This is a genomic window from Roseomonas sp. CCTCC AB2023176 (genome assembly GCF_042259275.1).
Lineage (GTDB): Bacteria > Pseudomonadota > Alphaproteobacteria > Acetobacterales > Acetobacteraceae > Roseomonas.
In genome coordinates this window covers 1,313,368-1,336,328 of sequence record NZ_CP170086.1, presented here as the reverse complement: position 1 = coordinate 1,336,328, position 22,961 = coordinate 1,313,368, and the positions used below count along the sequence as shown (strand labels likewise).

Below are 22,961 nucleotides of genomic sequence, written 5' to 3'. Positions count from 1 at the left end.
CGCGGCGCGGCGTTCAGGTCCCGGCGGCCCCCGGCAGGATGGCGGCTTCGACGGGACGCGGCTCGGCGCCCGGCTCGACGGCGTAGATGGCGAGCGCCCGCTGGACCTCCCCGTTCGGCAGGAGCCGCAGGCCGCCATCGGCGCCCGGCACGCCTTCGCCCACCGGCAGGCGCAGCGGCGCGGAAGGACCGCCGGACGCCGCGCGCGCCGCGATGATCGCGGCGTCGTAGGCCGTCGCGGCGAGGCGCGGCGGGCGCTCCCCGAAGGCGGCCTGGTAGCGGCCCTCGAAGCCCGATCGCGCGCCGGGGTCGGGACCGGGGAAGATGGCGCCGGCAAGCGCGGCCTCCGTCCCGATGGACGGGTCCGCGGCCCAGAGGGCGCTCCCCGCGAACCGCGTGGCGGGCGCGCGAAGCCCGGCGGCGGCGAGGGCCGAGGCCAGCTCCCGCGCTCGGGCGCCATTGCTCTCGCCGATGATGACGAGGCCGAGGCCCTCCCCGCCCTGGGAAGCCACCTGCGACGCGGCGGCCGCCCGAGGCGAGCCGGCCGGGTAGGTCACGATCACCGGCGGATCGAGGCCAGCCTCCGGCGCCGCCGTCCGCAGGGCGCTGGCCAGCCGCTGCCCGAAGGCGTCCTCCGGCGCCGCGAGGGCGATCCGCCGCACCCCCGCGTTGCGGGCAGCCAGCACGAGACGCCGCACCTGCTGTGCCGGCGTGACGCCGAGGACCCAGGTGCCGTTGCCCGCGAGCTGCCCGTCATTCGTGAAGGCGAGGACGGGCACCCGGCCCCCGCGCGCCTGGGCCGAGACAGCCGTTGCCTCCGCCGCCGTCAGCGGGCCGACGATGATCCGGGCGCCGTCGGCCAGCGCGATCCGCGCCGCCTCCGACGCGATGCCGGGCGACCCGCCGGTGTCGCGCGGGACGAACTCCACCCCCGGCGTGCCCGCATCGAAAAGGGCGAGGGTCGCGGCGTTCAGCATCGCCTGCCCCAGCGGCGCCTGTGGCCCGGTGAGCGGCAGCAGCAGCCCGACCCGCGCCCGCGGCGGCTCCACGAAGCCCGGCGCGCCGAAGGACGCGACGGGACGGGCGGGTTGCGGCGCGCAGGCGGCGAGACCAAGGAGGACGAGAACCGCGGGGAGGAGCCGGCGTGCCAGGCGACGTGGAAGAGGCTGGGCCGGCTGATCGGGACAACGCACGGGGGGACGACTCCTCTGCGGCGGCGGTCGCCCCGGGCTTATGGCTGGTGGCGACGCCCATCGGCAACATGGGCGACCTGCCGCCCCGCGCGGTCGTGACCCTCCGCGCCGCCGAAACGGTGCTCTGCGAGGACACGCGCGTGACCGCGAAGCTCCTCCAGCGGCACGGGATCGGCTCGCCGATGCGCGCGCTGCACGACCACAATGAAGCGGAGGAGACGCCCCGCGTGCTCGACCGCCTGCGCGGCGGGGCGCGGCTGGCGCTCGTCTCGGATGCCGGCACGCCGCTCGTGAGCGACCCCGGCTATCGTCTGGTCCGCGCGGCCGTGGCGGAAGGGCTGCCGGTTTCCGCCATCCCCGGCCCGAACGCGGCGGTCATGGCGCTGACGCTGTCCGGCCTGCCGCCGCAGCCCTTCCTGTTCCTCGGCTTCCTCCCCCGCGGGAAGCGGCGCGCGCGGCCGAACTGGCCCGGCTCCGCGCGGCGGAGCGGGCGGGACTCTCCGCGACCCTGTTGTTTTTCGAGGCGCCGCACCGGCTGGCCGAATGCCTGGCCGCCCTGGCCGAGGCTTTCGGCGCCCGCCCGGCGGCCGTGGCCCGCGAACTGACGAAGCGGTTCGAGGAGGTGCGGCGCGGCACCCTGCCCGACCTCGCCGCGCACTACGCTTCCCACGAGGCGCGGGGGAGATCGCGATCGTCGTGGGCCCGCCGGCCGATGAAGAACCGGCCGGGGACGACGAGGTCACCGCCCGCCTCCGTGCCGCTCTCGGGGCGGGCCAGTCGCTCCGCGACGCGGCCGCCATGGTTGCGGCCGCGACGGGCCTGCCGCGGCGGCAGGTCTATGCGCGGGCGCTGGAGATGGGCGGGGAGGGTTGATCGTCCTGACCCCGGCGGGACGCCGCGCGATACGGGAACCACCATGAGTGCCGCCTTCGACATGCGTCCGCCGATGACGCCGGTGGAGTTCCTGGAATGGGAACTCCACCAGGAGGTCCGCCACGAATCGGACGGGATCCAGCCCTTCGCGATGACCGCCGGGACCTTCGCGCACACGGAGATCGCGAGCCGGCTTTTCCTGGCGCTCGCGATCGGCCTGCGGGGCGCGCGCTGCACTGTGATCCGGACCGACCTCCAGGTCCGGACCGCGCGCCGGGAACGCGTCCGCTACCCCGACATCGTCGTGGCCTGCAGCTCCATCCCCCGCACGTCGCGCGAGGTCTCCGACCCCGTCCTCATCGTCGAGGTCCGGTCCGAATCGACGACCGGCATCGAGCGCGGCGTGAAGCGCGCCGAATACGCCGAACTTCCCTCCCTCCGCCGCGACGTCATCCTGTCGCAGGACGAACCGCTCGCCGCGGTCTGCGAGCGCGAGACCGGCTTCGCCGAGGGCCTCGTCCGCGACGCGCTGGACCTGCCGGAGTTCCGGCTCTCCGTCCCCCTCGCGGACCTCCACGCTGCCCTCTGACCGGTTGGACGGCCTTGGCGGGGCGCGCTAACCCGTGCCGGCCGTGACCGCGATCCACACCACCCCCGCGCCCGTGCCGCTCGACGTGCCGGTGATCGTCTTCGCCTTCGACCGGCCGGACTACCTGTCCCGCGTCCTCGCGTCGCTGCGGAACCAGCGCGGCGTCGCGCTGGACGGAAGCCGGGTCTTCCTGCTGCAGGACGGCGCGGTCTCCCCGCTCTCCGGCCTGCGCTACGCCGAGGACGAGGCTATCACTGCCTCCGTCGCGACCTTCCGGGAACACTTCCCGCGCGGCCAGGTCGCGCAGGCCCGCGGCAACCTCGGCATCGCCCGCAACATCCACCGCGGCGAGGCGCTGGCCTTCGAATCCCTCGACTCCGACTGCGCCTACTTCTTCGAGGACGACCTCGAAGCCGGGCCCGACTACCTCCGCATTATGAACCGGCTGCGCGACGCGGCCCGCGCCGACCCGCGGATCGGCTACTTCGCGGCCTATGGCGACCACCAGGCCTCGCCGCCGCGCACCCGCGCGCAGCTCGTGCCGCTGCAGCACCACTGGGGCTTCGGGCTGATGCGCGAACCCTGGCGTCGCCTGCGGGACTGGATGGCGCCCTACGACGCCATCCTCGACCGCTCCGACTACCGCGCGCGCCACGACTTCGCGGTCTATCGCTGGATGTCGGGCCTGGACGTCGCCATCAACTTCTCCTCGCAGGATGCGGTGAAGTCGGTCGGCTGCGCGGCCCTTGGCATCGCCCGCGTGATGACGGACATCTGCTTCGGGCGCTACATCGGCGCACGCGGACAAAGCTTCAATCCCGGCCGCTTTGAGGAGATGGGATTCGACACGATGCTGTGGCGCGAGGGCCCCGAATACGACCTCGACCCCGAGGTGACCGAGGACGTGACGGAGGTCATCCAGGACCGCCGTGCCGGCTACGAACGCTACCGCCGCACGAAGTTCGACGCTTTCCTCGAGGACTACGCGGCGCGGCATTTCGACGACGACGCGCCCGTGACGGACGAGGCGCTGGACTGGCTGTTCCGCCTGGTCCTCGGTCGCGCCCCGGACGAGGAGAGGCGGCAGCAGGTGGTCGGCCGGCAGAGCGTGCGCGAGTTGCGGTCCATCCTGCTCGGCAGCCGGGAGTTCCGCGGCCGGAACCCGACCGAGGGACGCTGACGCCCCCGGTCACGCCGGCGGAGGTTCAGCTGGCCCAGGCGAGCTCCGCGTGTTCCTCCGCGCAGACGCGGTCCCGCCCCAGCTGCTTCGCGCGGTAGAGTGCCCGGTCCGCCCGTTCCACGAGCGCCGCCGCCGTGTCGCCGCCGCGGCAGGACGCGACCCCGATCGAGACGGAGATCGCGCCGAGGTCCGGCCCGGCACGGCGGACCGACATCCGCTGCGCCGCGATCGCCGCGCGGATCTGCTCCGCGACCGTCTCCGCCTCGTGGCGGCCGGCGCCGATGAGGATGACGCCGAACTCCTCCCCGCCGTAGCGGGCCGCGACGTCCCGGCCCTTCACGTTCTGCGTCAGGACCTTGCCCACCAGCCGCAGCACGAGGTCACCCGCGGGGTGACCGTAGGTGTCGTTGAACCGCTTGAAGTGATCGATGTCGAGCATGAGGAGCGACGCCGGCGTGCCGCCGCCCCGCGCTGCCGCGACGGCACGCTTGAGGATCGCGTCGAAGCCGCGGCGATTGACGAGGCCCGTGAGCGCGTCCTCCCGCACCTCGGTCCGCATGTCGGCCAGCCGCGCCTGCAGCCGCGCGACCCGCCCGGCGGAGGCGGCCAGCTTCTCCTCCAGGCACCGGTTCCGCTCCACCGCCGTCGCCGTGGCCGCCGACAGCGTCTCGACGGCCCGCAGCAGGGACTGGGCGGACTCGTCCTGCCGGATCGCGGCGCCCCAGATGGCGAGGGTCTCGGCATAGAGCCCCATGCCGTGCCGACCGTCGGCGAGGTCCATCCCGATCGCGCCCGCGGCTTCCAGCACCTCGGTCGCCCCGTCGTTCAGCGCAGCGGCGCGCTCGCCGGCTTCCCCGCCGGCTCGGGTCCCGCCGCGGCCGTCATGCCGGTGCCTGGCACCGCCGGGCCGACGTTGCCGGACAGGCAGCGCGCGAACCAGCCCGCGTAGTTCTGCGGCGTCGGCGCGACGCCCCGGCGCATCATCTCCGACCAGGCCGCATCGGCCGCCGCCCGTGTCCGCGATGCCTCGTCGCAGCCTGCCATCGCGCCTTCCCCATCCGAGAGCCCGTCGCCACGGACAGGATGGCGCACCCGCGATGAAGAGAGCCTTACCGAAACCCGACCTGCCGTCCGGGTCATTCCAGGCGGATGGCGGCGCCGCGCACCAGCGCGGCGTGCCGCTCGATTTCCTCCCGCAGGAAGGTCGCCAGCCGCTCCGGCGGGCCGCCATAGGTCTCGAGTCCCGCCTGCTCCAGCTTCGCCTTCGCCTCCGGGTCGGCCAGGATCTCGTTCGACAGCGCGTTGACGCGCGCGATCACCGCCGGATCCGTCCCTTTCGGCGCCAGCACCCCGAACCAGGTGCCGAAGACGAGGCCGGGCATGCCGACCTCCGCCGTCGTCGGCACGTCGGGCAACTGCGGCGCGCGCCGGTCCGACAGGACGGCAATCGGCACCACGCTCCCCGCCCGCACCTGCGGCGCCGCCCCCGTGATGAGGTTGAACATCACCTGGATCCGTCCGGAGAGCAGGTCCGTCACCGCGGCCGCCGGCGCCGTGTAGGGCACGTGCGTCATCTGCGTGCGCGTGAGGCTCTTGTAGAGCTCACCCGCCAGGTGCATCGAAGACCCGTTCCCCGTGGAGCCGAAGTTGATCGCGCCGGGGTTCGCGCGGGCGAAGCGGGTGAAGGCCTCCATGTCGCGTGGCCCGAGATCCCTGTTCACGACGAGGATGTTCGGCACGTTCCCGACGAGGATGATCGGGTCGAAGTCGCGCACGGGATCGAAGGGCAGGTCGGGATAGAGCGCCGGGTTCGTCGCGAGCGTCCCCGCCCAGGACCAGAGCAGCGTATAGCCGTCCGGCGCCGAACGCGCCGCCGCCGCAGCGCCGATGTTGCCGTTCGCGCCGCCGCGGTTGTCCACGAGCACGCGTTGTCCCACGCGCTTCTCCATCTCCTGCGCGTAGATGCGGGCGACGGTGTCGGCGGTGCCCGCGCCGCCCGGCGCCGGGACGATGATCCGGACCGGCTTGCCGGGCCAGCCGCCCGCCGGCTGCGCCTGCGCGAGGGCGGGCGCCGAGAGGGCCAGGGGCAGCGAGAGGGCTGTGCGGCGGGCGATCATCGCGCGGTCTCCGTTCCGTTGCCGCCAGCCTAGCCGCCCCCGTCGCGCCGCGCACCCCCGGCGGCTACACGACCCCTCGAAGCCACGAGGAAGCCCGATGCGCGTCACCATCCTCGGCGCCGGAGCCGTCGGCCCGGCCGCCGCTGTCCTCGCCGCCTCGCGCGGGCATGACGTCACGCTCTGGTCGCCCTCCGGCGCCGGGACGGCGGGCCTCGTGGATTGATCGAGGCGGAGGGCGCGCTCACCGGTCGTTTTCCCCTGCGCATCGCGCGCGACCTGCCCGACGCCCTCGCGGCCGCTGACGCGGCGCTCCTGGCCGTGCCGGCCTACGCCTTCCCCGCTCTGCTGCCCGCCATCGCGGAGGTCCTGCCGCGTGCCGTGCCCGTCCTGATCGCGCCCGCCGCCTCGCTCGCCCCGCTCGCGCTGGATGCGGCGCTGGCCCGGCACGGGGGGACCGGGCACCGGTCGGCGCGATGCAGACGACGCCCGTCACGGCGCGGCGGCCGGCGCCGGGGCGCGTCCGCGTCGCGGCCATCCGCGCGGCCGTCGACATGGCCGCCGTCCCGTCTGCCGCTGCGCCGCAACTCGGCACCGTCGCGACGGACCTCTTCGGCCACGCCTCGCCGGTCCTGCCGAACGCGCTGGCGGCCGCGCTGTCCAACGCCAACCCGATCATCCATGCAGCGCTGGCCCTGACCAACGCGACGCGGATCGAGCGCGGCGAGCCCTGGCCGCAATACGAGGTGATGACCGAGGCGACCTGCCGCCTGATGGAGCGGATGGCGGAGGAACGCGACGCGCTCGCCGCGGCCTTCGCCATCCCCGTGCTGCCGCTGGCCGAATCACTGCATCGTGCCAACGGCGTGCCGGTCGGGCCGCTGCACGCCATGGCCGCGGCGATCGCCGCCTCCCGCAGCGCCGTGCTCGGCCCCGCCGGGATGGACACGCGCTACGTCAGGGAGGACGTGCCCTACGGCCTTGCCGTCTATCTCCGCCTGGCCGAGGCACGCGGCCTGCCGATGCCGGTCACGGCGGCCGTGACGACCGCGCTCGGCGCGCTCTGGGGCGCCGACCTCCGCGCCAACCCGCTGCTCGACGCGCTGGACCTGTCGCGGCTGGACGACGACCTCCGCGACGGGATCGGCCGGGCCTGACTCGACGACCGCATGGCCCGGCGGCAGAACCCCCGGCCATTCCCCAGGAGCCCCGCCCATGGCCCCCCGCCTCCTCGTCGCCCGGCGCGTGACCGACAACATCGCGCAACGCGCACGCAACGAGTTCGACGCGCTCTACCCCGGCGACGACCTCGACGCGGACGAAGCGCTCGCGCTCGTCGCCCAGCACGGCATTCCCGCCATCCTCTCCGGCCACAAGGTCGCGATCACCGCCGCCCACGCGGCCGCCTTCCCGTCCTGCCTCCGCATCGTCGCGAACCCGAGTGCCGGGGTGGACCACATGGACGTCGCGGCGACGAAAGCCGCGGGCGTCGTCGTGACGAACGCGCCGGACGCGCTGACCGACTGCACGGCGGACTTCGCGATGTTCCTCCTCCTCGGCGCCTGCCGGCGGGGGACCGAATACGCCGCGGTAATGCGGGAGGGGTGGCGGCGCGTGATCGGCTTTCCCGACATGCTCGGCCTGAAGGTCGGGGGCGGACGCTCGGCATCGTCGGCATGGGCCGCATCGGCCGTGCCCTCGCCCATCGCGCCCGGGCCTTCGGCCTGCGTGTCCTGTACCACAACCGCTCGCGCCTGGCCCCCGGGCTGGAGGCCGGCGCCGAATACCACGCCGACCTGCGCGCGATGCTGCCGCGCTGCGACATCCTGTCCCTCCACCTTCCCGGCGGCGGCGGCGTGCTGATGACGCGGGAACTGTTCGGCCTGCTGCCGCGCGGCGCGGTCTTCGTGAACACCGCGCGCGGTTCGCTCGTGGACGAGGACGCGCTGCACGAGGCGCTCACCTCCGGCCACGTCGCCGCCGCCGGCCTCGACGTCTTCGCGCGGGAGCCGGATTACGACCTGCGCTTCCGCGACCTGCCGAACGTCTTCGCGACGCCGCACATGGGCAGCGCGACCGAGGGCACGCGGGACGCGATGGGCTTCCAGGCGCTGGACAACGTGGCGGCCGTCCTGGCAGGCCGCCCGGCGCCGGACGCTTTGTGAGGGCGGTCCGCGTCGGTCCTGCCGTGTCGTTCTGGTGCCCCCGGGAGGCTCTGCCTCCCGGACCCTCCGCCGGGGTGCCAACGGGCACCCCGGGGCCACCAGCACCACACCCGCAGAACCGGATCACCGACCGGCGCCGCTATTCCAGCTGGATGTTCAGCGGCGCGGCCACCCGGGTCCAGCGCTCCAGGTCCTCCCGCAGCATCGCGCCGAAGGCGACCCCGTCTGCCCCATTCGGCGTGACGCCGAGCGTGTTGAAACGCGACCGGACGAGGTCGCTCCGCAGCGCCTCCGAAAACGCTGCGGCGACCCGCGCGACGACCGCGGGTGGCGTGCCGGCTGGGGCTGAGAGGCCCGTCCAGATGCTCGCCTCGAAGTCCGGCACCCCGCCCTCGATCAGCGTCGGCACCTCCGGCGTCGCCGGGAAGCGCGCGCGGGAGGTGACGCCCAGCACCTTGAACTGCGCGCCGTTCGCCGACAGCACGGAGGGGACGGAGACGAACATCGTCGCGATCCGCCCGGCCGCCAGGTCGTTGAAGGCCGCGGCCGCGCCGCGATAGGGCACGTGCTCGACGTTCAGGCGCGCCCGCGCCTTCAGGTCCTCCATGATGAGGTGCGTGTTCGTCCCGATGCCGGTGGAGGCGTACGGCAGCGCGTCCCGGGCTTCCCGGGCCATCCGGATCAGCGCCGCCGTGTCCGCGACGCCGAGGTTCGGCGCGGCCAGCAACGCGACGGGGCTGTCGGACAGCCACAGCACCGGCGTGAAGTCCGCGATCGGGTCGTAGGGCAGGCGGCGGCCGACGGCCTTGGCGATCGTCAACTGTCCCGCCGTCGCCAGCAGCAGCGTCGTCCCGTCCGGGGCCGCGCGCGCCACGGCCTCGGCCCCCAGCACCCCGCCGGCGCCCGCGCGGTTCTCCACCACCACGTTCGCCCCGAGCAGCGGCCCCGCCGCCTGCGCCAGCAGCCGCCCCAGCACGTCCTGCGACCCGCCCGGAGCGAAGGGCACGACGAGCCGTACCGCCGCCCCCTGGGCCAGGGCGGGCCCGATCGCCATGGCCGCCCCGGCCGCTAGCACCCCACGTCGTGTCGTCATCACATCGTCTCCGTCCGGCGCGCAGCGTAGCGGCCGCCGCGCCCCACCCGCCACCCCGCGCCGCCCTGGCGCGGTTCGCCCGGACGTGATGAATGGCGCCCATGTCAGACGCCGAACTCCTCCACGACACCCGCGACGGCATCGCCTTCACGACGCTGAACCGCCCGCAGGCGATGAACGCCTTCACCTTCGCCATGTACGAAGGCCTCGCCGAGAAGGCCGCCGAGATCGGCGCCGACCCCGCCATCCGCGCCTGGGTTATCACCGGCGCCGGCGACCGCGCCTTCGCCGCGGGCACCGACATCGGCCAGTTCCGCGCCTTCACCACCGCGCAGCACGCCTTGGACTACGAGGCGCGGATCGAGCGCTGCCTCGCGGCCATCGAGGACTGCACGAAGCCGACCATCGCCGCGATCCACGGCGCCTGCACCGGCGGCGGCGCCGGCGTCGCCGGCGTCTGCGACCTCCGCATCGGCTCGGCCGCGATGCGCTTCGGCGTGCCGATCGCGCGCACGCTCGGCAACACGCTCTCCCGCGGCAACTACGCGCGCTTCGCCGCCCTGCTCGGCCCCGCGCGACTGAAGGAACTGATCTTCACCGCACGGCTCGTCGAGGGAGAGGAGGCGCTGCGCCTTGGCCTCGTCACCGAACTCCTGCCCGACCAGGCCGCTCTGCTCGAACGTGCGGAGGCCCTGGCGCGCCTCGTCGCGGGCCACGCGCCACTCACGCTGCGGGCCGCGAAGGTCACGATCAAGCGCCTGCGGGAAGCCGCGACGGCGCATGTCGAGGCCGACGACATGGTCGCGCTGACCTACACCAGCGCCGACTTCAAGGAGGGCGTCGAGGCCTTCCTCGCCCGCCGCAAGCCGGCTTGGCAGGGCCGCTGAATCGCTGAGCCGGCGCCATAGCCGAAGGTCGCGCGACCCGCCCCAACTCGCGACGCTCCAGATCGTTCTTCCCCCGCACACCTTTGGGAGAACCGCCGTGAGCCTCTTCGGTCGCATCGCCAACCGCATCTTCGGCCGCGCCTCCTACCAGGATGCCTCGGCCACCCCGACCCCCGCCGGTGCCCCGCCCGCCACCGGATCCGTCATGGGCGGCGGCGCCATGGGCGGGGCCAGCACGGCTTCCGGCTCCGGCGCCGGCGACGCGAGCCGGCCGGCCATGGCGAACCCCGACCCGCAGCCCGCCGCCGTTGCCTCCGAGACGACGATCATCCGCCCGAGCCAGCCCGTGGACGTCGAGGCCGTGCTGAACGGCATCGCGTCCCAGAATCCGCAGAAGCTGAACTGGCGCACCTCCATCGTGGACCTGATGAAGCTGCTCGACCTCGACAGCAGCCTGGAGTCCCGGAAGGAGCTGGCGACGGAGCTCGGCTACACCGGGCCGAAGGACGGCAGCGCGGAGATGAACACCTGGCTGCACCGCCAGGTCATGACGAAGCTGGCGGAAAACGGCGGCCGCGTGCCGGACTCGCTACGGGCCTGACCGGGCGGCGCGGCGCGGGGGGGGGCGGCGGCCGGCGCTCGCCCGCCAGGCCGTTTCGGCATAAAACTATTGCTGACACTTCCTGTCCGGAATTCCTATATCAGGATCAGGAGGTGACCACCCCATGCCCCGCCCCGCCGCCGCCCCGCCCGAGGAGATGCAGGCGCGCATCCTGAAGGCCGCCGAAAGCCAGCTCCGCCGCTACGGTCCGGACAAGCTGACGGTCACGGACATCGCGCGGGAGTGCGGCATGTCCCACCCGAACCTCTACCGGTTCTATTCCTGCAAGAACGCCATTCTGAGCGCGGTGACGGGGCGTTGGCTCGGCGCGGTCCAGGAGGAGTTGCGGGCGGTGGCTGACCGGCCCGGCACGGCCGGCGAGCGGCTGGAAGCCTTCGCGATCGCCTACCACCGCATCAAGCTCAGCAAGGTCGCCGACGATCCGGAGATGTTCCGGCTCTACCACGACCTCGTGCAGTCGGCGCAGGACGTGCTGAAGGGCCACATGGCCGCGGTCTGCGGAATCGTCGCCTCGATCATCGAGGACGGCGTGCGCGACGGCGAGTTCCCCGCCGGGATGCCCGTGGCCACGATGACGCGGATCATCCGCGACGCGGCGATGGGGTTCCACCACGCGAACCTTGTGCGGGAGGTCGCGGCGGCCGGACAGGCGGAGGAGCGGCTGGGGAACATCATCCGCATGCTGGTGGATGGCTTCCGCGCCCGCGCGGTGCGGGAGCGGGCCGACGAGTCCGCGCTCACGCCCGATTGATACAGGATACAGATTCGCGATCTTGTCAGTAATCGAGATCGGCGTATCTTCTGGCCATCGAAGACGCCCGATGGTCGGACGCCACTCGAGATACGAAGTCCTCCGATGTCCAACTTCTTCCGCCGCTCCAACCTCCTCCGCGCCGCCGTTCTGGCCCTCGGTGCCGCCGCCGCCCTCCCCGCCCTGGCGCGTACCGACACCTTCGCCGCGGACAGCCGCGGCCGCGCGGTGCCGCAGTTCGTGCTGGGGACCTATGCCGGGCCGGACTACGACAGCCCGGTGGCGCAGACCGCGCCGGGCGGGTTCAGCCGCCTGCAGGGCCTCGACGGGGCCGTTGCCAGCCGTCTCCCGACCCGCGCCCAAGCCAACCCGGCGATCGACGCCTACGGTGCGGCGGTGAGCTTCGGCGGCGCGAACTGAACCACGCCAGTCCCCGGCGGGGCGCCCCGGGCACCCCGCCGGGGAACCCGCCCGCGCACGGATCAGCCCGCGAGCAGCAACCCCCGGCCTTCCAGCAGGCCGGACCCCGCGCCGCCGAAGCCCATGGCCCGGCGCGCAAACCACCCCTTCACCCCGGGCATCCGGTCCACCGCCGCGATCCCAAGCCGCCGGGCCATCCGCACCGGCGCGAGGTCGTTCCCGAACAGCCGCTCCAGCGCATGGGTCGCGCCGAGCATCAGCAGCGAATCCGGCCGCCGGTCCGCCTGGTAGGCCGCGAGCACCGCGGCACCCCCGACGTCGCCCCGGGCGTTGAAGGCTTCGACCACCCGTTCCGCCAGCACCGCGACGTCGCGGAAACCGACGTTCAGGCCCTGTCCCGCGATGGGGTGGATGCCGTGTGCCGCGTCGCCGACCAGCGCGAACCGCGTGTCCGTGAAGCGCATCGCCTGCAGTGCCGACAGCGGATACGACCAGCGCCGCCCGATGACGCGGACGCGCCCAAGGTGGTCGCCCATCCGCCGCCCGATCTCCCGCGCCAGCGCCGCGTCGTCCATCGCCAGGAAGCGCTGCGCCAGCGACGTCCGCTCCGACCACACGAAGGCCGAGGCATGCGGCAGGCCGTCGGCGGCCGCCCGCATCCGGTCGTCCAGCAGCGTGCCTTCGCCCGGCATCGCGGCACCGTCCAGTTTTGCCAGGGCCAGTTCCGCCGGCGCCAGTTCCGCCAGGGGCAGTTGCGCGAAGGGCCCGTTCGGCAGGAAGGCCTCAAGCGCCACCCCGCCATGCGGCCGCTCATGCGCGACGGATCCGACCAGGCCGACCTGCCGGTAGTCCAGCCGCGCCACGCCGATGCCGGCCTCCTCCCGCAGTGCGGAGTTCCGGCCTTCCGCCCCGACGACCAGCCGCGCCCGCACCGTCCGCCCGTCCGCGAGGCGTGCCTCGGTGCCGCTCACCGTCCGGGTCACCGCGCCCGTCATCGGCGCGATGACCGTCGCGGCGGGCAGGTCGGCCAGGCGCCGGTTCAGGGCGACGCGGAGCGACCGCGCCTCGACCATCCACCCGAAGGCTTCCTCGCCCGCCTCCGCCGCATCGAAGTGGAGGGAGAGCGGGGAAGCCCCTTCCCCCGGCCGGCCATCCGCCACCCGGATGGCGCGGATCGCCCCGGGGGGGAGGGCAGCGCGTCCCAGACGCCCGCGGCCTCCAGAAGGTTCCGGCTCGTCCGCGCGATCGCGTAGGCCCGGCCGTCGAAGGCCGGCAGTTCCATCGGCGGAAGCGGCTGCCGGTCCAGCGCCACCACCGGAACGCCCGCCGCCCCGAGCGTCGCGGCGAGCGTCGCGCCCACGGGCCCGGCCCCGACGATCAGGACCTCCGTCTCCAGCACATCACCCACGCCGGTCACCCCTCGTCCTGCCCTGTCGGATCCGTTCTGCCCATCATTTGGGCAGTCGCGCCGCCCGCGCTACCGCCACGACCGTCACGGCCCTGGCACGTCCCTCGCTAGGCCCTGTCCGACTCAGCCGGGCAAGGGGGCCAGCGGCAGCATGAGGGGTTCACGATGAAACTGGTCATGGCGGTCATCAAGCCGTTCAAGCTGGACGAGGTGAGAGATGCCCTCACCCCGCTCGGCGTCCAGGGCCTGACGGTCACCGAGGTGAAGGGCTTCGGGCGCCAGAAGGGCCAGACCGAGATATACCGCGGCGCGGAGTACCACGTCTCCTTCCTCCCCAAGCTGAAGATCGAGGTCGCGGTTCCCTCCGAGCTGGTGGACGCGGTGGTCGAGGCGATCGCGAACACCGCGCGCACCGGCAAGATCGGGGACGGCAAGGTCTTCGTCCTCGACCTCGAGCGCGCCCTGCGGATCCGCACGGGCGAGACCGACACGGCCGCGCTCTGACCCGGCGCGCCGACATGCACCTGACGACGCCGCGGACCGCGGCACTTCGTACGACGCCGCTCACCGCGGCACGACAGACGACGCCGCTCACCGCGGCGATGGGGGATGACAAGGTGACGACGAACGTGAAATGGGGCCGCTGGCTGACGCTGGCGGCGATGGGGGGCCTGCTGCTCGCCGGCCCCGCGCTCGCGCAGGACGCGCCGGCCGCGGCAGCGGATCCGAAGGTGGATACGGGCGACACGGCCTGGATGCTCGCCTCGACCGCCCTGGTCCTGATGATGACGATCCCGGGCCTCGCGCTCTTCTACGCCGGCATGGTGCGCAAGAAGAACGTGCTGGCGACGATGATGCAGTCCTTCGCCATCGCGGCCATCGCATCGGTGGTCTGGATGGTCGCGGGCTACTCGCTCGCCTTCGGCGAGGGCGGACCCTACATCGGCGACCTGTCGAAGGTGCTACTCCGCACCCTCGCGGAGGGCTGGGACAAGCCCTTCACCCTCGGCACGGGCGACGCCGCGGTCGCGACGACGATCCCCGAGAGCGTCTTCGTGATGTTCCAGATGACCTTCGCGATCATCACGCCCGCGCTCATCACCGGCGCCTTCGCGGAGCGGATGAAGTTCTCGGCGATGGCGCTCTTCACCATCCTCTGGTCGCTGCTGGTCTACTCGCCGATCGCGCACTGGGTCTGGCACCCGAACGGCTGGATCTTCGCCCTCGGCGCGCTGGACTTCGCGGGCGGCACGGTCGTGCACATCAATGCGGGCGTCGCGGGCCTGGTCTGTGCCATCGTCCTCGGCAAGCGCGTCGGCCTGGGCAACGACAACATGTCGCCGTTCAACCTGGCGCTCGCGGTGATCGGCGCCTCGATGCTCTGGGTCGGCTGGTTCGGCTTCAACGCGGGCTCGGCCGTCGGCGCCGCGGGCCGCGCGGGCATGGCGATGCTGGTGACTCAGCTCGCCGCGGCTGCGGCGACGCTGGCGTGGCTATTCGCGGAGTGGGTGACGAAGGGCAAGCCCTCCGTCCTCGGTGCGATTTCCGGCGCCGTCGCGGGGCTCGTCGCGATCACGCCGGCGGCGGGCTTCGTGCTGCCGGTGCCCTCCATCATCATCGGCGTGGTGGCGGGACTCTCCGGCTTCTGGGGTGCGACGGCGCTGAAGCACTGGTGCGGCTACGACGACAGCCTCGATGCCTTCGGCGTGCACGGCATCTGCGGCATCGTCGGCGCGATCCTGACGGGCTGGTTCGCCTACGGCCCGCTTTCCGCGACGACCGCAACGCCGGAAGGCTCGGTCGGCGGCGTGGAGCAGCTGATCAAGCAGCTCTACGCGACCGGCGCCGTCTTCCTCTTCACGGCCGTCGCGACCTTCATCCTGCTGAAGGTCGTGGACGTGATCATCGGCCTGCGCGTGACCGAGGAGGAAGAGCGCGAGGGCCTCGACGTCTCCCTGCACGGGGAGCGGCTGGGCTGACCATCGCGCCCGCCTGACCTGTCCGATTGGCCCCGGCGGAGTGATCCGCCGGGGTTTTTCGTGGCGAAGCGGCTCAGCCCGCCTCGGCCACGCGCTCGACTTCCAGGGCGACCTCGTTGCGCCGGAGCGGCGGCAGGCACCAAGGCGGGTCGTAGAACCAGCCGATGCGGGGCCCCGTCACGCGCCAGCCCGCCAGCCGCAGGGCGTCCCGCAGCGCTCCCTCCTCCATCGACAGCCGGTCCTTCCCCGCCGTGCCGGAGAAGCGGCGTACGCCGAGCACCTGCACCGGCGCCTGGACGAGGGTGACGCCTGGCTCGGTCGGCTCCGGAGGTTGCTGCATTTCGTCGGGCAGGAAGAAGCGCATGGTCCAGCCATCATCCGCCGCCTTCCGTTCGACCGGGGCGGTCATGCGGATGCGCTGCCCGCCCGCCCGTTCCACCGGCGCGGTCATCGGGATCGTCGCCCCGCCGGCATTCGCGCCCTGGATCGTGCGGAACAGCTTGCCGAAGGCCTCCTCCGTGTCGGGGGCGTCCATCCGGACCTCGTAGGCCCAGCGCACGGGATAGCGCCGGATCTCCATGGCGTCGCCGATCCGCTTTAGTACCTCATGCCGTGGCTCCGGCTCCGTCCGCGCCCCGAAGGCTCCGGCAACGCCGTTGAGGATGTCGCTGAGGGTCACCATGCGCCGGCCCTGGGCCGGCGGCGCGACGGCGACAAATCGCAATCGCGCGAGGGTGCGATGGGCCGCGAGGCGCCGGGCTTGCCGGCGGCCGGTCCGGCGCCACGCCGTTCAATAGGATTTGGGCAGGCCAAGGACCCGCTCCGCGATGTGGGAGAGGATGAGTTCCGCGCTGACGGGGACGAGGCGGGGGATCATGACTTCGCGGAAGTAGCGCTCCACGTGGTACTCCGCGGCGTAGCCGAAGCCGCCGAGGGTCATGACGGCGCGCTGGCAGGCTTCGAAGCCGGCCTCGGCAGCCAGGTACTTCGCGGCATTGGCCTGCGCGCCGCAGTCGAGACCCGAATCGTAGCGCCACGCGGCGTTCATCACCATCAGCCGTGCGGCTTCCAGTTGCGTCCAGGCCGCGGCGAGGGGGTGCTGGATCGCCTGGTTCTGGCCGATGGGGCGGCCGAAGACGACGCGTTCCTTCGCGTAGGTGGTCGCGCGGTCCAGCGCGACGAGGCCGAGGCCGACGGCTTCGGCGGCGATGAGGATTCGCTCCGGGTTCATGCCGTGAAGGATGTATTCGAAGCCGCGGCCTTCCTCGCCGATGCGGTCGTCCTCCGGGATCTCCAGGCCATCGAGGAAGAGCTGGTTCGAGTCGACGCAGTGGCGGCCCATCTTCTCGATGAGCCGGGCCTCGACGCGCGTGCGATCCAGGTTCGTGTAGAACAGGGACAGGCCGTGGGTGCGCTTCGTCACCTGTTCCAACGGCGTGGTGCGGGCGAGCAGCAGGATTTTCTCCGCGACCTGCGCGGTGCTGGTCCAGACCTTTTGGCCATGGATCACGTAGAGATCACCGCGGCGCTCGGCGCGCGCCTTTATCTGTGTGGTGTCGAGGCCGGCATCGGGTTCGGTGACGGCGAAGCACGCCTTCTCGCGGCCTGCGATGAGGGGCGGGAGCATGCGGCGCTTCTGCGCCTCCGTCCCGAAGACGACGACGGGCTGCAGGCCGAAGACGTTGATGTGCACCGCGGATGCGCCGGACATGCCGGCGCCGGATTGCGCGACGGCCTGCATCATCACCGCGGCCTCGGTCACACCGAGGCCGGCGCCGCCGTACTCCTCGGGCATGCAGATGCCGAGCCAGCCGCCCTCGGCCATGGCGGCGTGGAACTCGTGGGGGAAGCGGGCGTCGCGGTCGCGGGCGAGCCAGTATTCGTCGGGGAAGCGGGCGCAGATGCGGTCGACGGCCTCGCGCACGCTTGCGGCCTCAGGTGACTCGGCGAATTCCATCGGTGCTCGCTTCCCCCGCGGCACATGAAAGCGGTGCCGTCCGTCACGGACAACCCGGCCTTCCGGGGCGGGGCTTGCGTAACTACAATTCGGCAGTGCCTGTCCGTCACCTTCGATGACCGATTGGTCGTGGGACCCGGGGGAAGGCGGAGGCGAACCGGCGGAAGCACCACGTCAGTTTCGAACTGGCCAGGCGCATCTTCGACGATCCGCTGACCCTGAGCCGTCCGGACGGGCACCCGGATGGTGATCGGTGGCAGTCCCTCGGGCGACCGAGCGCCGGGAGCGAGGTCGTCCTGCTCGTCGTGCATACCGAAGCGCATCATTTCCGCCCGCAAGGCGACCGCGCATGAAAGGAGGGCTTATGAAGAAGGCGAGTTCTGACCTGCTGCAACCCGACTTGGCCGCGGAACTCGACGCCCTCGCGGCGATGCCGGACGCGCTGGTGGACACGCGCGACGCGCCGGAAGTCCGGGATTGGTCCGGGGCGGAGCGTGGCCGCTTCTATCGCCCGGCAAAGCGGCAGATCACGCTGCGCCTCGATGCGGACGTGGTGGACTTCTTCGAGAAGGAAGGTCCGGGCTACCAGACCCGCCTGAACGCCGCGCTGCGCGAATACGTCGCGGCGTACCGGTGGCAGGAGCTGCGAGCCCTGGCGCGGAAGCCGTTCCGCGGCCGCGGCTAACATCAGCGCGCCGCCACGGCGCGGCAGACGAAGAAGCCGTCCATGCCGCCGCGCTCGGGCCAGAGGTCGGGGCGGGTGCGGAGGGCGCCGTCCCGCAGGGCGTGTTCCAGGCCGGGGACTTCGTCGGGGCGGATGGCGTCGCGGCGCAGGCCGAGGGCGTCGAGGCGCGCGACGTGGGCCTCGCCTTCCTCGGGCTGGAGGGAGCAGACGGCGAAGACCAGCCGGCCGCCGGGGCGCAGCAGGGAGGTGGCGGCGCGCAGCAGGTTGGCCTGGGTCTGCGCGAGGCCGGCGACGTCGCGGGCCCGCTTGAGGTGTTGCACGTCGGGGTGGCGGCGGATCGTGCCGGTCGCGGTGCAGGGGGCGTCGACCAGCACGGCGTCATAGGCACCGGCGCGGGTCGCGGGCCATTCCAGCGCGTCGGCGACGATCACCTCGGCGTCGAGGTGGAGGCGGGTCAGGTTCTCGCTCAGGCGTTCGGCGCGGCGCGGTTCCTTTTCGACGGCGGTGACGGTCGCGCCGGTCGCGGCCAGTTGCGCGGTCTTGCCGCCGGGGGCGGCGCAGAGGTCGGCGACGCGCTCGCCGGGACGCGCCGCGAGGAGGCGGGCGGGGAGGCTTGCCGCGGCGTCCTGCGCCCAGATCGTGCCCTCGGCGAAGCCGGGCAGGTCGGTGATGCGGGTGCCGGCGGGGAGGCGGGCGGTGCCGCCGGGCAGGATCTCCGCGCCGTCCGGTGCGGAGGCGCCGGGCTTGAGGGAGAGGTCCAGCGGGGCGGTCAACAGGTGCGCGCGGGCGATGTCCCGCACCGCCGGGCCGTAGGCGGCGTGCCAGGCGGACCAGAGCCAGGGGGGTGTCGAGGCGCGGCCCGTCCAGGGCCTCCAGCGCCGCGGGGCCCTCCGCTGCAACCTTGCGGAGGACCGCATTTACCAGCCCCGCCAGGGGCTTCGGCGCGACGGCGACGGCGCCGGAGACCGCGGCGTGGGCGGGGGTGCCGAGGACCAGGAGTTCGGCGGCGCCGATCCTCAGGGCCTGCCGCGCGGGAGGCGGGGGCTCGCGGCGCAGGTAGGGTTCCAGCACCGCGTCGAGGCTGCCGATCCGGCGCAGCACGGCAGCTGCGATGCGGTGGGCGGCGGAGCGGTCCCGCGCCTCGAGGCGGGCGGGGAGAGCATCCAGCGCTTCCTCCAGCGTGCGGCGACGTTCCAGCACGGCGGAGAGGAGGGAGAGGGCGGCGGCGCGGGTGGCGGTGCCAGGGAGGGGCGGCGTCATGGCCGGGCTATGCCACGGGCCGCGGCGCGCGTCCGGGGGCGGCTGCCGCGGCGCGGGGTTGGAAGGGGATGCGCAGATCTCGGACAAAAAGTGCCTGCGGGGGGGCAGGAGCGTTGCAGGCGGCGGCCCTGGCGGGGCGCAGAGGGACGGCGCGGGGTCTTGGGGCAGTCCCGGGTTGGGTTCCGGCCGGCATGGCGGGCTTCGGACAAAAGGCGGGGCAGTCGGGGTGGAGGTGGACCATTCCGATCCCGCCAGGATGCGAGGGGTTCGGACAAAAGCCTTCCGCAGGTTGGGTGCGGGGCCGTCGAAGGATCCGCGCGACCCGGAGCAATGCGAGCATGATGGCGAGGGCCGGAAGCCGGCCACCAGGGATGGAATGCGCGGCCCGGCTTGGCGGCGCGGGCAAGCGGCGAAGGCTCCGGGCGCGATTCGCCCGGTGTTCTGCGGAAGGACCGGTCAGGGCCGGCGTGGGACGGTATGCGCGCACGCCGGCACCGTATCCTAGACTTTATTCCTTATGCAAGGAATGAATGGTGGTATCTCGTCGGCCCTCCGGGAGTCACATCACCGCGGGGGGCGCGCCACCGGGGACGGATGGCGGGATGATCTCCGGGCCTGGCGTCGCCGGGCCGGTGGGGTCCGGGATCACGGGCATCTCCGGCCCTGCGGGCGGCTGGATGTCAGGGCCGGGGGTCGGCATCTCGGGGCCGCCTCCACCGGGGGTGATCTCGGGGCCGCGTTCGGGCGGCGGCATCTCGGGGATGGCGGGCTGGTCGGACATGGTGGCCTCCTTGACCCCGGGACAACGCGCGGCGGGGCGCCGCGTCACCGGCATCCGGGGCTGCCATGCCCGCCCGCTGCCGATGCGACGGGAGGCGGCATGGACGACCCGGCAGGTCGGTGTCGTTCGAGGTCGCCGGGGCCGCGTCCACCGATGGAGCTGCGTGGCGGGGTCGGACCGCCGGCGCCTCCGCGCCGCTCCTTGCTCGCCGCTACTTGTTCGTCCGGCCCCGGTGGTCGGGGTCCACGCCGCCGGCGCGGTGGCCGCTCTGGTCGGCATCGTTCATCACGTCGCCTTCGTCCGTGCTGTCGCCGTTCAGGACCTTCGGATCCGTGCCGCGGCCGAAGATGCCCTTCGAGGAGCCGATGCCCGGGTTGCGGTCGAGGTCGGAGGGCGGGCGGGGGATGCCTTCGCCGAGCCCATCCTCCTGACCCGTGTGCTGGGGATGCTTGTTCGTCACGTGCCGTTCCTCCTGTCGGGAGGCGGGGTAACGGCGCGCGGTGGCCGGAGTTCGTGGCAGGGCCTGCAACGGTCCAGCCACCACCGGGGCGTCATTCCGCGGGTGCGGGAACCGCCATCGGGCCGGGGCGGGATTCCGGCATGTCGGGCCCCCAGCCCCGGCGGTGCATCCAGGACAGCACGTGGTACACCGCCTTGAAGGACAGGATCGGCAGGATCGCGCGCGGGTCGCCGAAGCGTCCGCCCGCCAGGTTGCCGGCGAGCATGTTGATGATGCCGTCGCGCATCCACAGAGTGTTCTTCGGCGCCATGAACAGGCTGCGCATCACCGGGTCATTGATGCGGTAGATCAGCCAGCCGATGCGGTCCATCGCGCGCGCCAGTTCGAGGTTCGTGGCGCGGCACATCGCCTCCCCCCGCACGGGATCGTCGAGCCACCCGTCGGCGGCCTTGGCGCCGAGTTCGCCGGCGGTCATCGCCATCAGCACGCCCGTCGAGAACATCGGGTCCACGAAGCCGAAGGCGTCGCCGATCATGAGGTAGCCTTCGCCCGTGCCGGAGGCCGCGCGGTAGGAGTAGTTCGCGGTGGAGTAGATCTCGCCCACGATCTCGGCGCCACGGACGCGGGCGGAGACGCTGGGGGAGGACGCAACGCGGTCGAGGAACGTGTCGCGGGCGCTGCCCTTGCGGTGCTTCCAGGCCGACTGGTTGCCGACGAAGCCGATGGACATGACGTCGCCGGGCAGCGGGATGAGCCAGAACCAGCCATCCTCGGCGAGGTGGATGGAGATGTAGCCGTCCAGCTCGCCCTCGCGCCGCTCGACGCCGCGCCAGTGGGCGTACATCGCCGCGGTGTTGTTGTACTTGTTCGAATTCTTCGTCGTGACCTTGTTCGCGAGGAAGGTGTCGCGGCCCGAGGCGTCGAGGACGAAGCGGGGGCGGAGCGTGATCTCCCCGCCGTCCTTCGTCTTGGCGACGACCTCGGGGCGTTCGCCGCGGCGGGCGAAGCCCTCGGCGGGGAAACGGATCTCGGCGACGCGGGTCTCCTCGTGCGTCTCGGCGCCGAGGCGGGCGGCGTTGCGGAACAGCGCCTCGTCGAACTCCGAGCGGCGGACCTGCCAGGCATGGGTGCGGGCCTGGTTCAGCGCGTGGCGGAACGGGAACGCGCAGGAGCGTCCCGTGCGGTCCGAGACGAACTCGGCGCCGGGCTTGTGCACGCCGATGCCGCGCACGGTGTCGAGGACGCCGAGGCGCTCGAGGATATCGAGGTTCCGGGGCAGCAACGATTCCCCGATGTGGAAGCGGGGGTGCGCCTCCTTCTCGAACAGCACGACCGAGCGGCCTGCCTTCGCGAGGAAGGAGGCGGCGGTGGAGCCGGAGGGGCCGCCGCCGATCACGACGACGTCGGGGGTTGGGTTCGTCATGGGGCGGAAGGAAGCAAAGCGGCGCGGCGCGGGTCAAGCAGGTCGTGGTGAAGACGTGTCACCGAAACGACCGTTGATCCGGGGACGGCGATGGGCAGGATCGGGGACACACGTCATCGTGAGGCTCCGATGCTGCGAATCCTGCCCCTTCTGCTGCTGCTCGCCTGGCCCGCCATGGCGCAGCGCTTCGAGTTCGTCGCGCTGGGCGACATGCCCTACAACGTGCCGGCGGACCACCCGCGCTATGACCGCCTGATCGACCGGATCAACGCGGTGAACCCGGTCTTCTCCATCCATGTCGGCGACACGAAGGCGGGCTCCACGCCCTGCACGGACGAGATGATCCTGCGGTCGAAGGAGCATTTCGACCGCTTCGCCGGCGCGGTGGTCTACACTGTCGGCGACAACGAATGGACGGATTGCCACCGTCGTCCGGCGGGCGGCTTCGACCCGCTGGAGCGGCTGGCCTTCGTGCGGCGGATCCACTTCGCCGAGGCACGGTCGCTGGGGCAGCGCCCCATCGCGGTGGAGCGGCAGGCCGACCTCATGCCGGCGCACGCGACCTACGTCGAGAACGCGCGCTGGCTGCACAACGGCGTGCGCTTCGTCTCCGTCCACATCGTCGGCAGCAACAACAACTTCGAGCCCCGCGCCGGCGCGCCGGAGGAGTTCATGGCGCGCAACGCCGCGAACCTGGCCTGGATCGCGGAGGGCTTCGCCCAGGCGGAGCGGGAGGGTGCGCTCGGCCTCGTCTTCGCCTTCCAGGCGGACATGTGGCAGGAGCGGACGCCGCGGGACGACCTGTCCTCCGGCTTCGCGGACACGGTGCGGGCCCTGACGGAGGGCGCCGTGCGGTTCGGGCGCCCGGTGCTGATGATCCACGGCGACAGCCACGTGCTGACGATCGACCAGCCGCTGCGCGACCGCGGCCGCGCGACGATCGAGAACGCGACGCGGCTGATGGTGATGGGCGCGTCGGAGGTGCACGCCGTGCGCGTGACGGTGGACCCCGCCGAGCCCGGCCTGTTCAGCTTCACGCCGCTGCGGGTGCCGGAGAACGCGGCGCGCCCGCGGATGTAGGTCCCGATGCATGCGCCTTGAGGCGCCGGCGCTCCGCCGCCG

24 protein-coding genes and 4 pseudogenes are annotated in these 22,961 nt (G+C 72.9%); 16 read left to right on the top strand and 12 right to left on the bottom strand.

Annotation, left to right across the window (positions count from 1 at the left end; translation table 11 throughout):
• Positions 1-13: 13 nt before the first annotated feature.
• The gene (locus ACE7GA_RS06685) at positions 14-1,192 is read right to left on the bottom strand and encodes a penicillin-binding protein activator (protein WP_376097410.1); all 1,179 of its coding nucleotides are present in this window, start codon (positions 1,190-1,192) and stop codon (positions 14-16) included.
• Between the two features lie 68 nt (positions 1,193-1,260).
• Between ACE7GA_RS06685 and rsmI the strand changes: the two are divergent.
• The 3 genes and pseudogenes from rsmI (at position 1,261) to ACE7GA_RS06670 (ending at position 3,834) form a co-directional block, all read left to right on the top strand.
• Positions 1,261-2,065, top strand: a pseudogene (rsmI, locus tag ACE7GA_RS06680) (16S rRNA (cytidine(1402)-2'-O)-methyltransferase).
• A gap of 43 nt (positions 2,066-2,108) precedes the next feature.
• Positions 2,109-2,654: a Uma2 family endonuclease gene (locus ACE7GA_RS06675; RefSeq protein ID WP_376097407.1), complete on the top strand. Its 546-nt coding sequence runs from the start codon at positions 2,109-2,111 to the stop codon at positions 2,652-2,654.
• Positions 2,655-2,697: 43 nt separating this feature from the next.
• Entirely contained in the window at positions 2,698-3,834 is a 1,137-nt protein-coding gene (locus ACE7GA_RS06670; protein ID WP_376097404.1) for a hypothetical protein, read from the top strand.
• 25 nt (positions 3,835-3,859) lie between these two features.
• Here ACE7GA_RS06670 and ACE7GA_RS06665 read toward each other — a convergent pair whose 3' ends face one another.
• The 3 genes from ACE7GA_RS06665 to ACE7GA_RS06655 form a co-directional block, all read right to left on the bottom strand.
• Positions 3,860-4,642 (bottom strand): GGDEF domain-containing protein, encoded by a 783-nt coding sequence (locus ACE7GA_RS06665; RefSeq protein WP_376097401.1) that lies wholly within the window; start codon positions 4,640-4,642, stop codon positions 3,860-3,862.
• A gap of 17 nt (positions 4,643-4,659) precedes the next feature.
• Positions 4,660-4,878 carry a hypothetical protein gene (locus ACE7GA_RS06660; RefSeq protein ID WP_376097398.1) on the bottom strand — a complete coding sequence of 73 codons (219 nt, stop codon included), beginning with the start codon at positions 4,876-4,878 and terminating at the stop codon, positions 4,660-4,662.
• Between the two features lie 92 nt (positions 4,879-4,970).
• A complete protein-coding gene (locus ACE7GA_RS06655; RefSeq protein ID WP_376097395.1) occupies positions 4,971-5,951 on the bottom strand; it encodes a Bug family tripartite tricarboxylate transporter substrate binding protein in 981 nt (326 codons plus the stop codon).
• 97 nt (positions 5,952-6,048) lie between these two features.
• Between ACE7GA_RS06655 and ACE7GA_RS06650 the strand changes: the two genes are divergently transcribed.
• The 4 genes and pseudogenes from ACE7GA_RS06650 (at position 6,049) to ACE7GA_RS06635 (ending at position 8,113) form a co-directional block, all read left to right on the top strand.
• Positions 6,049-6,174, top strand: coding sequence for a hypothetical protein (locus ACE7GA_RS06650; RefSeq protein WP_376097392.1), 126 nt, complete (start codon positions 6,049-6,051; stop codon positions 6,172-6,174).
• Between the two features lie 250 nt (positions 6,175-6,424).
• Positions 6,425-7,105 carry an NAD/NADP octopine/nopaline dehydrogenase family protein gene (locus ACE7GA_RS06645; protein WP_376097389.1) on the top strand — a complete coding sequence of 227 codons (681 nt, stop codon included), beginning with the start codon at positions 6,425-6,427 and terminating at the stop codon, positions 7,103-7,105.
• A gap of 58 nt (positions 7,106-7,163) precedes the next feature.
• Positions 7,164-7,571, top strand: a pseudogene (locus ACE7GA_RS06640) (D-glycerate dehydrogenase); the annotation flags it as partial.
• Positions 7,572-7,624: 53 nt separating this feature from the next.
• The gene (locus ACE7GA_RS06635) at positions 7,625-8,113 is read left to right on the top strand and encodes an NAD(P)-dependent oxidoreductase (RefSeq protein ID WP_376097387.1); all 489 of its coding nucleotides are present in this window, start codon (positions 7,625-7,627) and stop codon (positions 8,111-8,113) included.
• A gap of 139 nt (positions 8,114-8,252) precedes the next feature.
• On the opposite strand, the gene ACE7GA_RS06630 is transcribed toward ACE7GA_RS06635, so the two are convergent.
• Complete coding sequence (locus ACE7GA_RS06630; RefSeq protein ID WP_376097384.1) at positions 8,253-9,206, bottom strand: Bug family tripartite tricarboxylate transporter substrate binding protein; 954 nt, start codon at positions 9,204-9,206, stop codon at positions 8,253-8,255.
• A gap of 101 nt (positions 9,207-9,307) precedes the next feature.
• On the opposite strand from ACE7GA_RS06630, the gene ACE7GA_RS06625 reads away from it, so the two are divergent.
• From ACE7GA_RS06625 to ACE7GA_RS06610, 4 genes are all read left to right on the top strand, one after another.
• Positions 9,308-10,093, top strand: a complete 786-nt coding sequence (locus ACE7GA_RS06625) for an enoyl-CoA hydratase (RefSeq protein ID WP_376097381.1) — start codon at positions 9,308-9,310, stop codon at positions 10,091-10,093.
• 97 nt (positions 10,094-10,190) lie between these two features.
• Complete coding sequence (locus ACE7GA_RS06620) at positions 10,191-10,694, top strand: DUF3597 domain-containing protein (RefSeq protein WP_376097378.1); 504 nt, start codon at positions 10,191-10,193, stop codon at positions 10,692-10,694.
• 124 nt (positions 10,695-10,818) lie between these two features.
• Positions 10,819-11,466, top strand: a complete 648-nt coding sequence (locus tag ACE7GA_RS06615) for a TetR/AcrR family transcriptional regulator (protein WP_376097375.1) — start codon at positions 10,819-10,821, stop codon at positions 11,464-11,466.
• Positions 11,467-11,571: 105 nt separating this feature from the next.
• Positions 11,572-11,886 carry a hypothetical protein gene (locus tag ACE7GA_RS06610; RefSeq protein WP_376097372.1) on the top strand — a complete coding sequence of 105 codons (315 nt, stop codon included), beginning with the start codon at positions 11,572-11,574 and terminating at the stop codon, positions 11,884-11,886.
• 62 nt (positions 11,887-11,948) lie between these two features.
• Here ACE7GA_RS06610 and ACE7GA_RS06605 read toward each other — a convergent pair.
• Positions 11,949-13,294 (bottom strand): annotated as a pseudogene (locus ACE7GA_RS06605) (FAD-dependent monooxygenase).
• A gap of 165 nt (positions 13,295-13,459) precedes the next feature.
• Here ACE7GA_RS06605 and ACE7GA_RS06600 point away from each other — a divergent pair.
• Together ACE7GA_RS06600 and ACE7GA_RS06595 are read left to right on the top strand one after the other, a co-directional pair.
• Positions 13,460-13,798 (top strand): P-II family nitrogen regulator, encoded by a 339-nt coding sequence (locus ACE7GA_RS06600; protein WP_376097369.1) that lies wholly within the window; start codon positions 13,460-13,462, stop codon positions 13,796-13,798.
• Between the two features lie 158 nt (positions 13,799-13,956).
• Entirely contained in the window at positions 13,957-15,273 is a 1,317-nt protein-coding gene (locus ACE7GA_RS06595; RefSeq protein WP_376100133.1) for an ammonium transporter, read from the top strand.
• 73 nt (positions 15,274-15,346) lie between these two features.
• Here the strand turns inward: ACE7GA_RS06595 and ACE7GA_RS06590 are convergent, their stop codons facing one another.
• Both ACE7GA_RS06590 and ACE7GA_RS06585 read right to left on the bottom strand, forming a co-directional pair.
• Positions 15,347-15,955: a heme-binding protein gene (locus ACE7GA_RS06590; protein WP_376097366.1), complete on the bottom strand. Its 609-nt coding sequence runs from the start codon at positions 15,953-15,955 to the stop codon at positions 15,347-15,349.
• Between the two features lie 108 nt (positions 15,956-16,063).
• Positions 16,064-17,230 carry an acyl-CoA dehydrogenase family protein gene (locus tag ACE7GA_RS06585; RefSeq protein WP_376097363.1) on the bottom strand — a complete coding sequence of 389 codons (1,167 nt, stop codon included), beginning with the start codon at positions 17,228-17,230 and terminating at the stop codon, positions 16,064-16,066.
• A gap of 122 nt (positions 17,231-17,352) precedes the next feature.
• Between ACE7GA_RS06585 and ACE7GA_RS06580 the strand changes: the two genes are divergently transcribed.
• Positions 17,353-17,583, top strand: a complete 231-nt coding sequence (locus ACE7GA_RS06580; protein ID WP_376100131.1) for a BrnT family toxin — start codon at positions 17,353-17,355, stop codon at positions 17,581-17,583.
• An 11-nt stretch (positions 17,584-17,594) separates the two neighbouring features.
• Positions 17,595-17,915 carry a BrnA antitoxin family protein gene (locus tag ACE7GA_RS06575; RefSeq protein ID WP_376097360.1) on the top strand — a complete coding sequence of 107 codons (321 nt, stop codon included), beginning with the start codon at positions 17,595-17,597 and terminating at the stop codon, positions 17,913-17,915.
• A gap of 2 nt (positions 17,916-17,917) precedes the next feature.
• Here ACE7GA_RS06575 and ACE7GA_RS06570 read toward each other — a convergent pair.
• From ACE7GA_RS06570 to ACE7GA_RS06555, 4 genes and pseudogenes are all read right to left on the bottom strand, one after another.
• Positions 17,918-19,175, bottom strand: a pseudogene (locus tag ACE7GA_RS06570) (RsmB/NOP family class I SAM-dependent RNA methyltransferase).
• Between the two features lie 559 nt (positions 19,176-19,734).
• A complete protein-coding gene (locus ACE7GA_RS06565; RefSeq protein WP_376097357.1) occupies positions 19,735-19,956 on the bottom strand; it encodes a hypothetical protein in 222 nt (73 codons plus the stop codon).
• A 211-nt stretch (positions 19,957-20,167) separates the two neighbouring features.
• Positions 20,168-20,416, bottom strand: a complete 249-nt coding sequence (locus ACE7GA_RS06560; RefSeq protein WP_376097354.1) for a hypothetical protein — start codon at positions 20,414-20,416, stop codon at positions 20,168-20,170.
• Positions 20,417-20,507: 91 nt separating this feature from the next.
• On the bottom strand, positions 20,508-21,839 hold the full coding sequence (locus tag ACE7GA_RS06555; protein WP_376097351.1) for an NAD(P)/FAD-dependent oxidoreductase: 1,332 nt from the start codon (positions 21,837-21,839) through the stop codon (positions 20,508-20,510).
• Positions 21,840-21,968: 129 nt separating this feature from the next.
• Here ACE7GA_RS06555 and ACE7GA_RS06550 point away from each other — a divergent pair, with 129 nt between their 5' ends.
• Positions 21,969-22,919 carry a hypothetical protein gene (locus tag ACE7GA_RS06550; protein ID WP_376097348.1) on the top strand — a complete coding sequence of 317 codons (951 nt, stop codon included), beginning with the start codon at positions 21,969-21,971 and terminating at the stop codon, positions 22,917-22,919.
• The last annotated feature ends 42 nt before the right edge of the window (positions 22,920-22,961 follow it).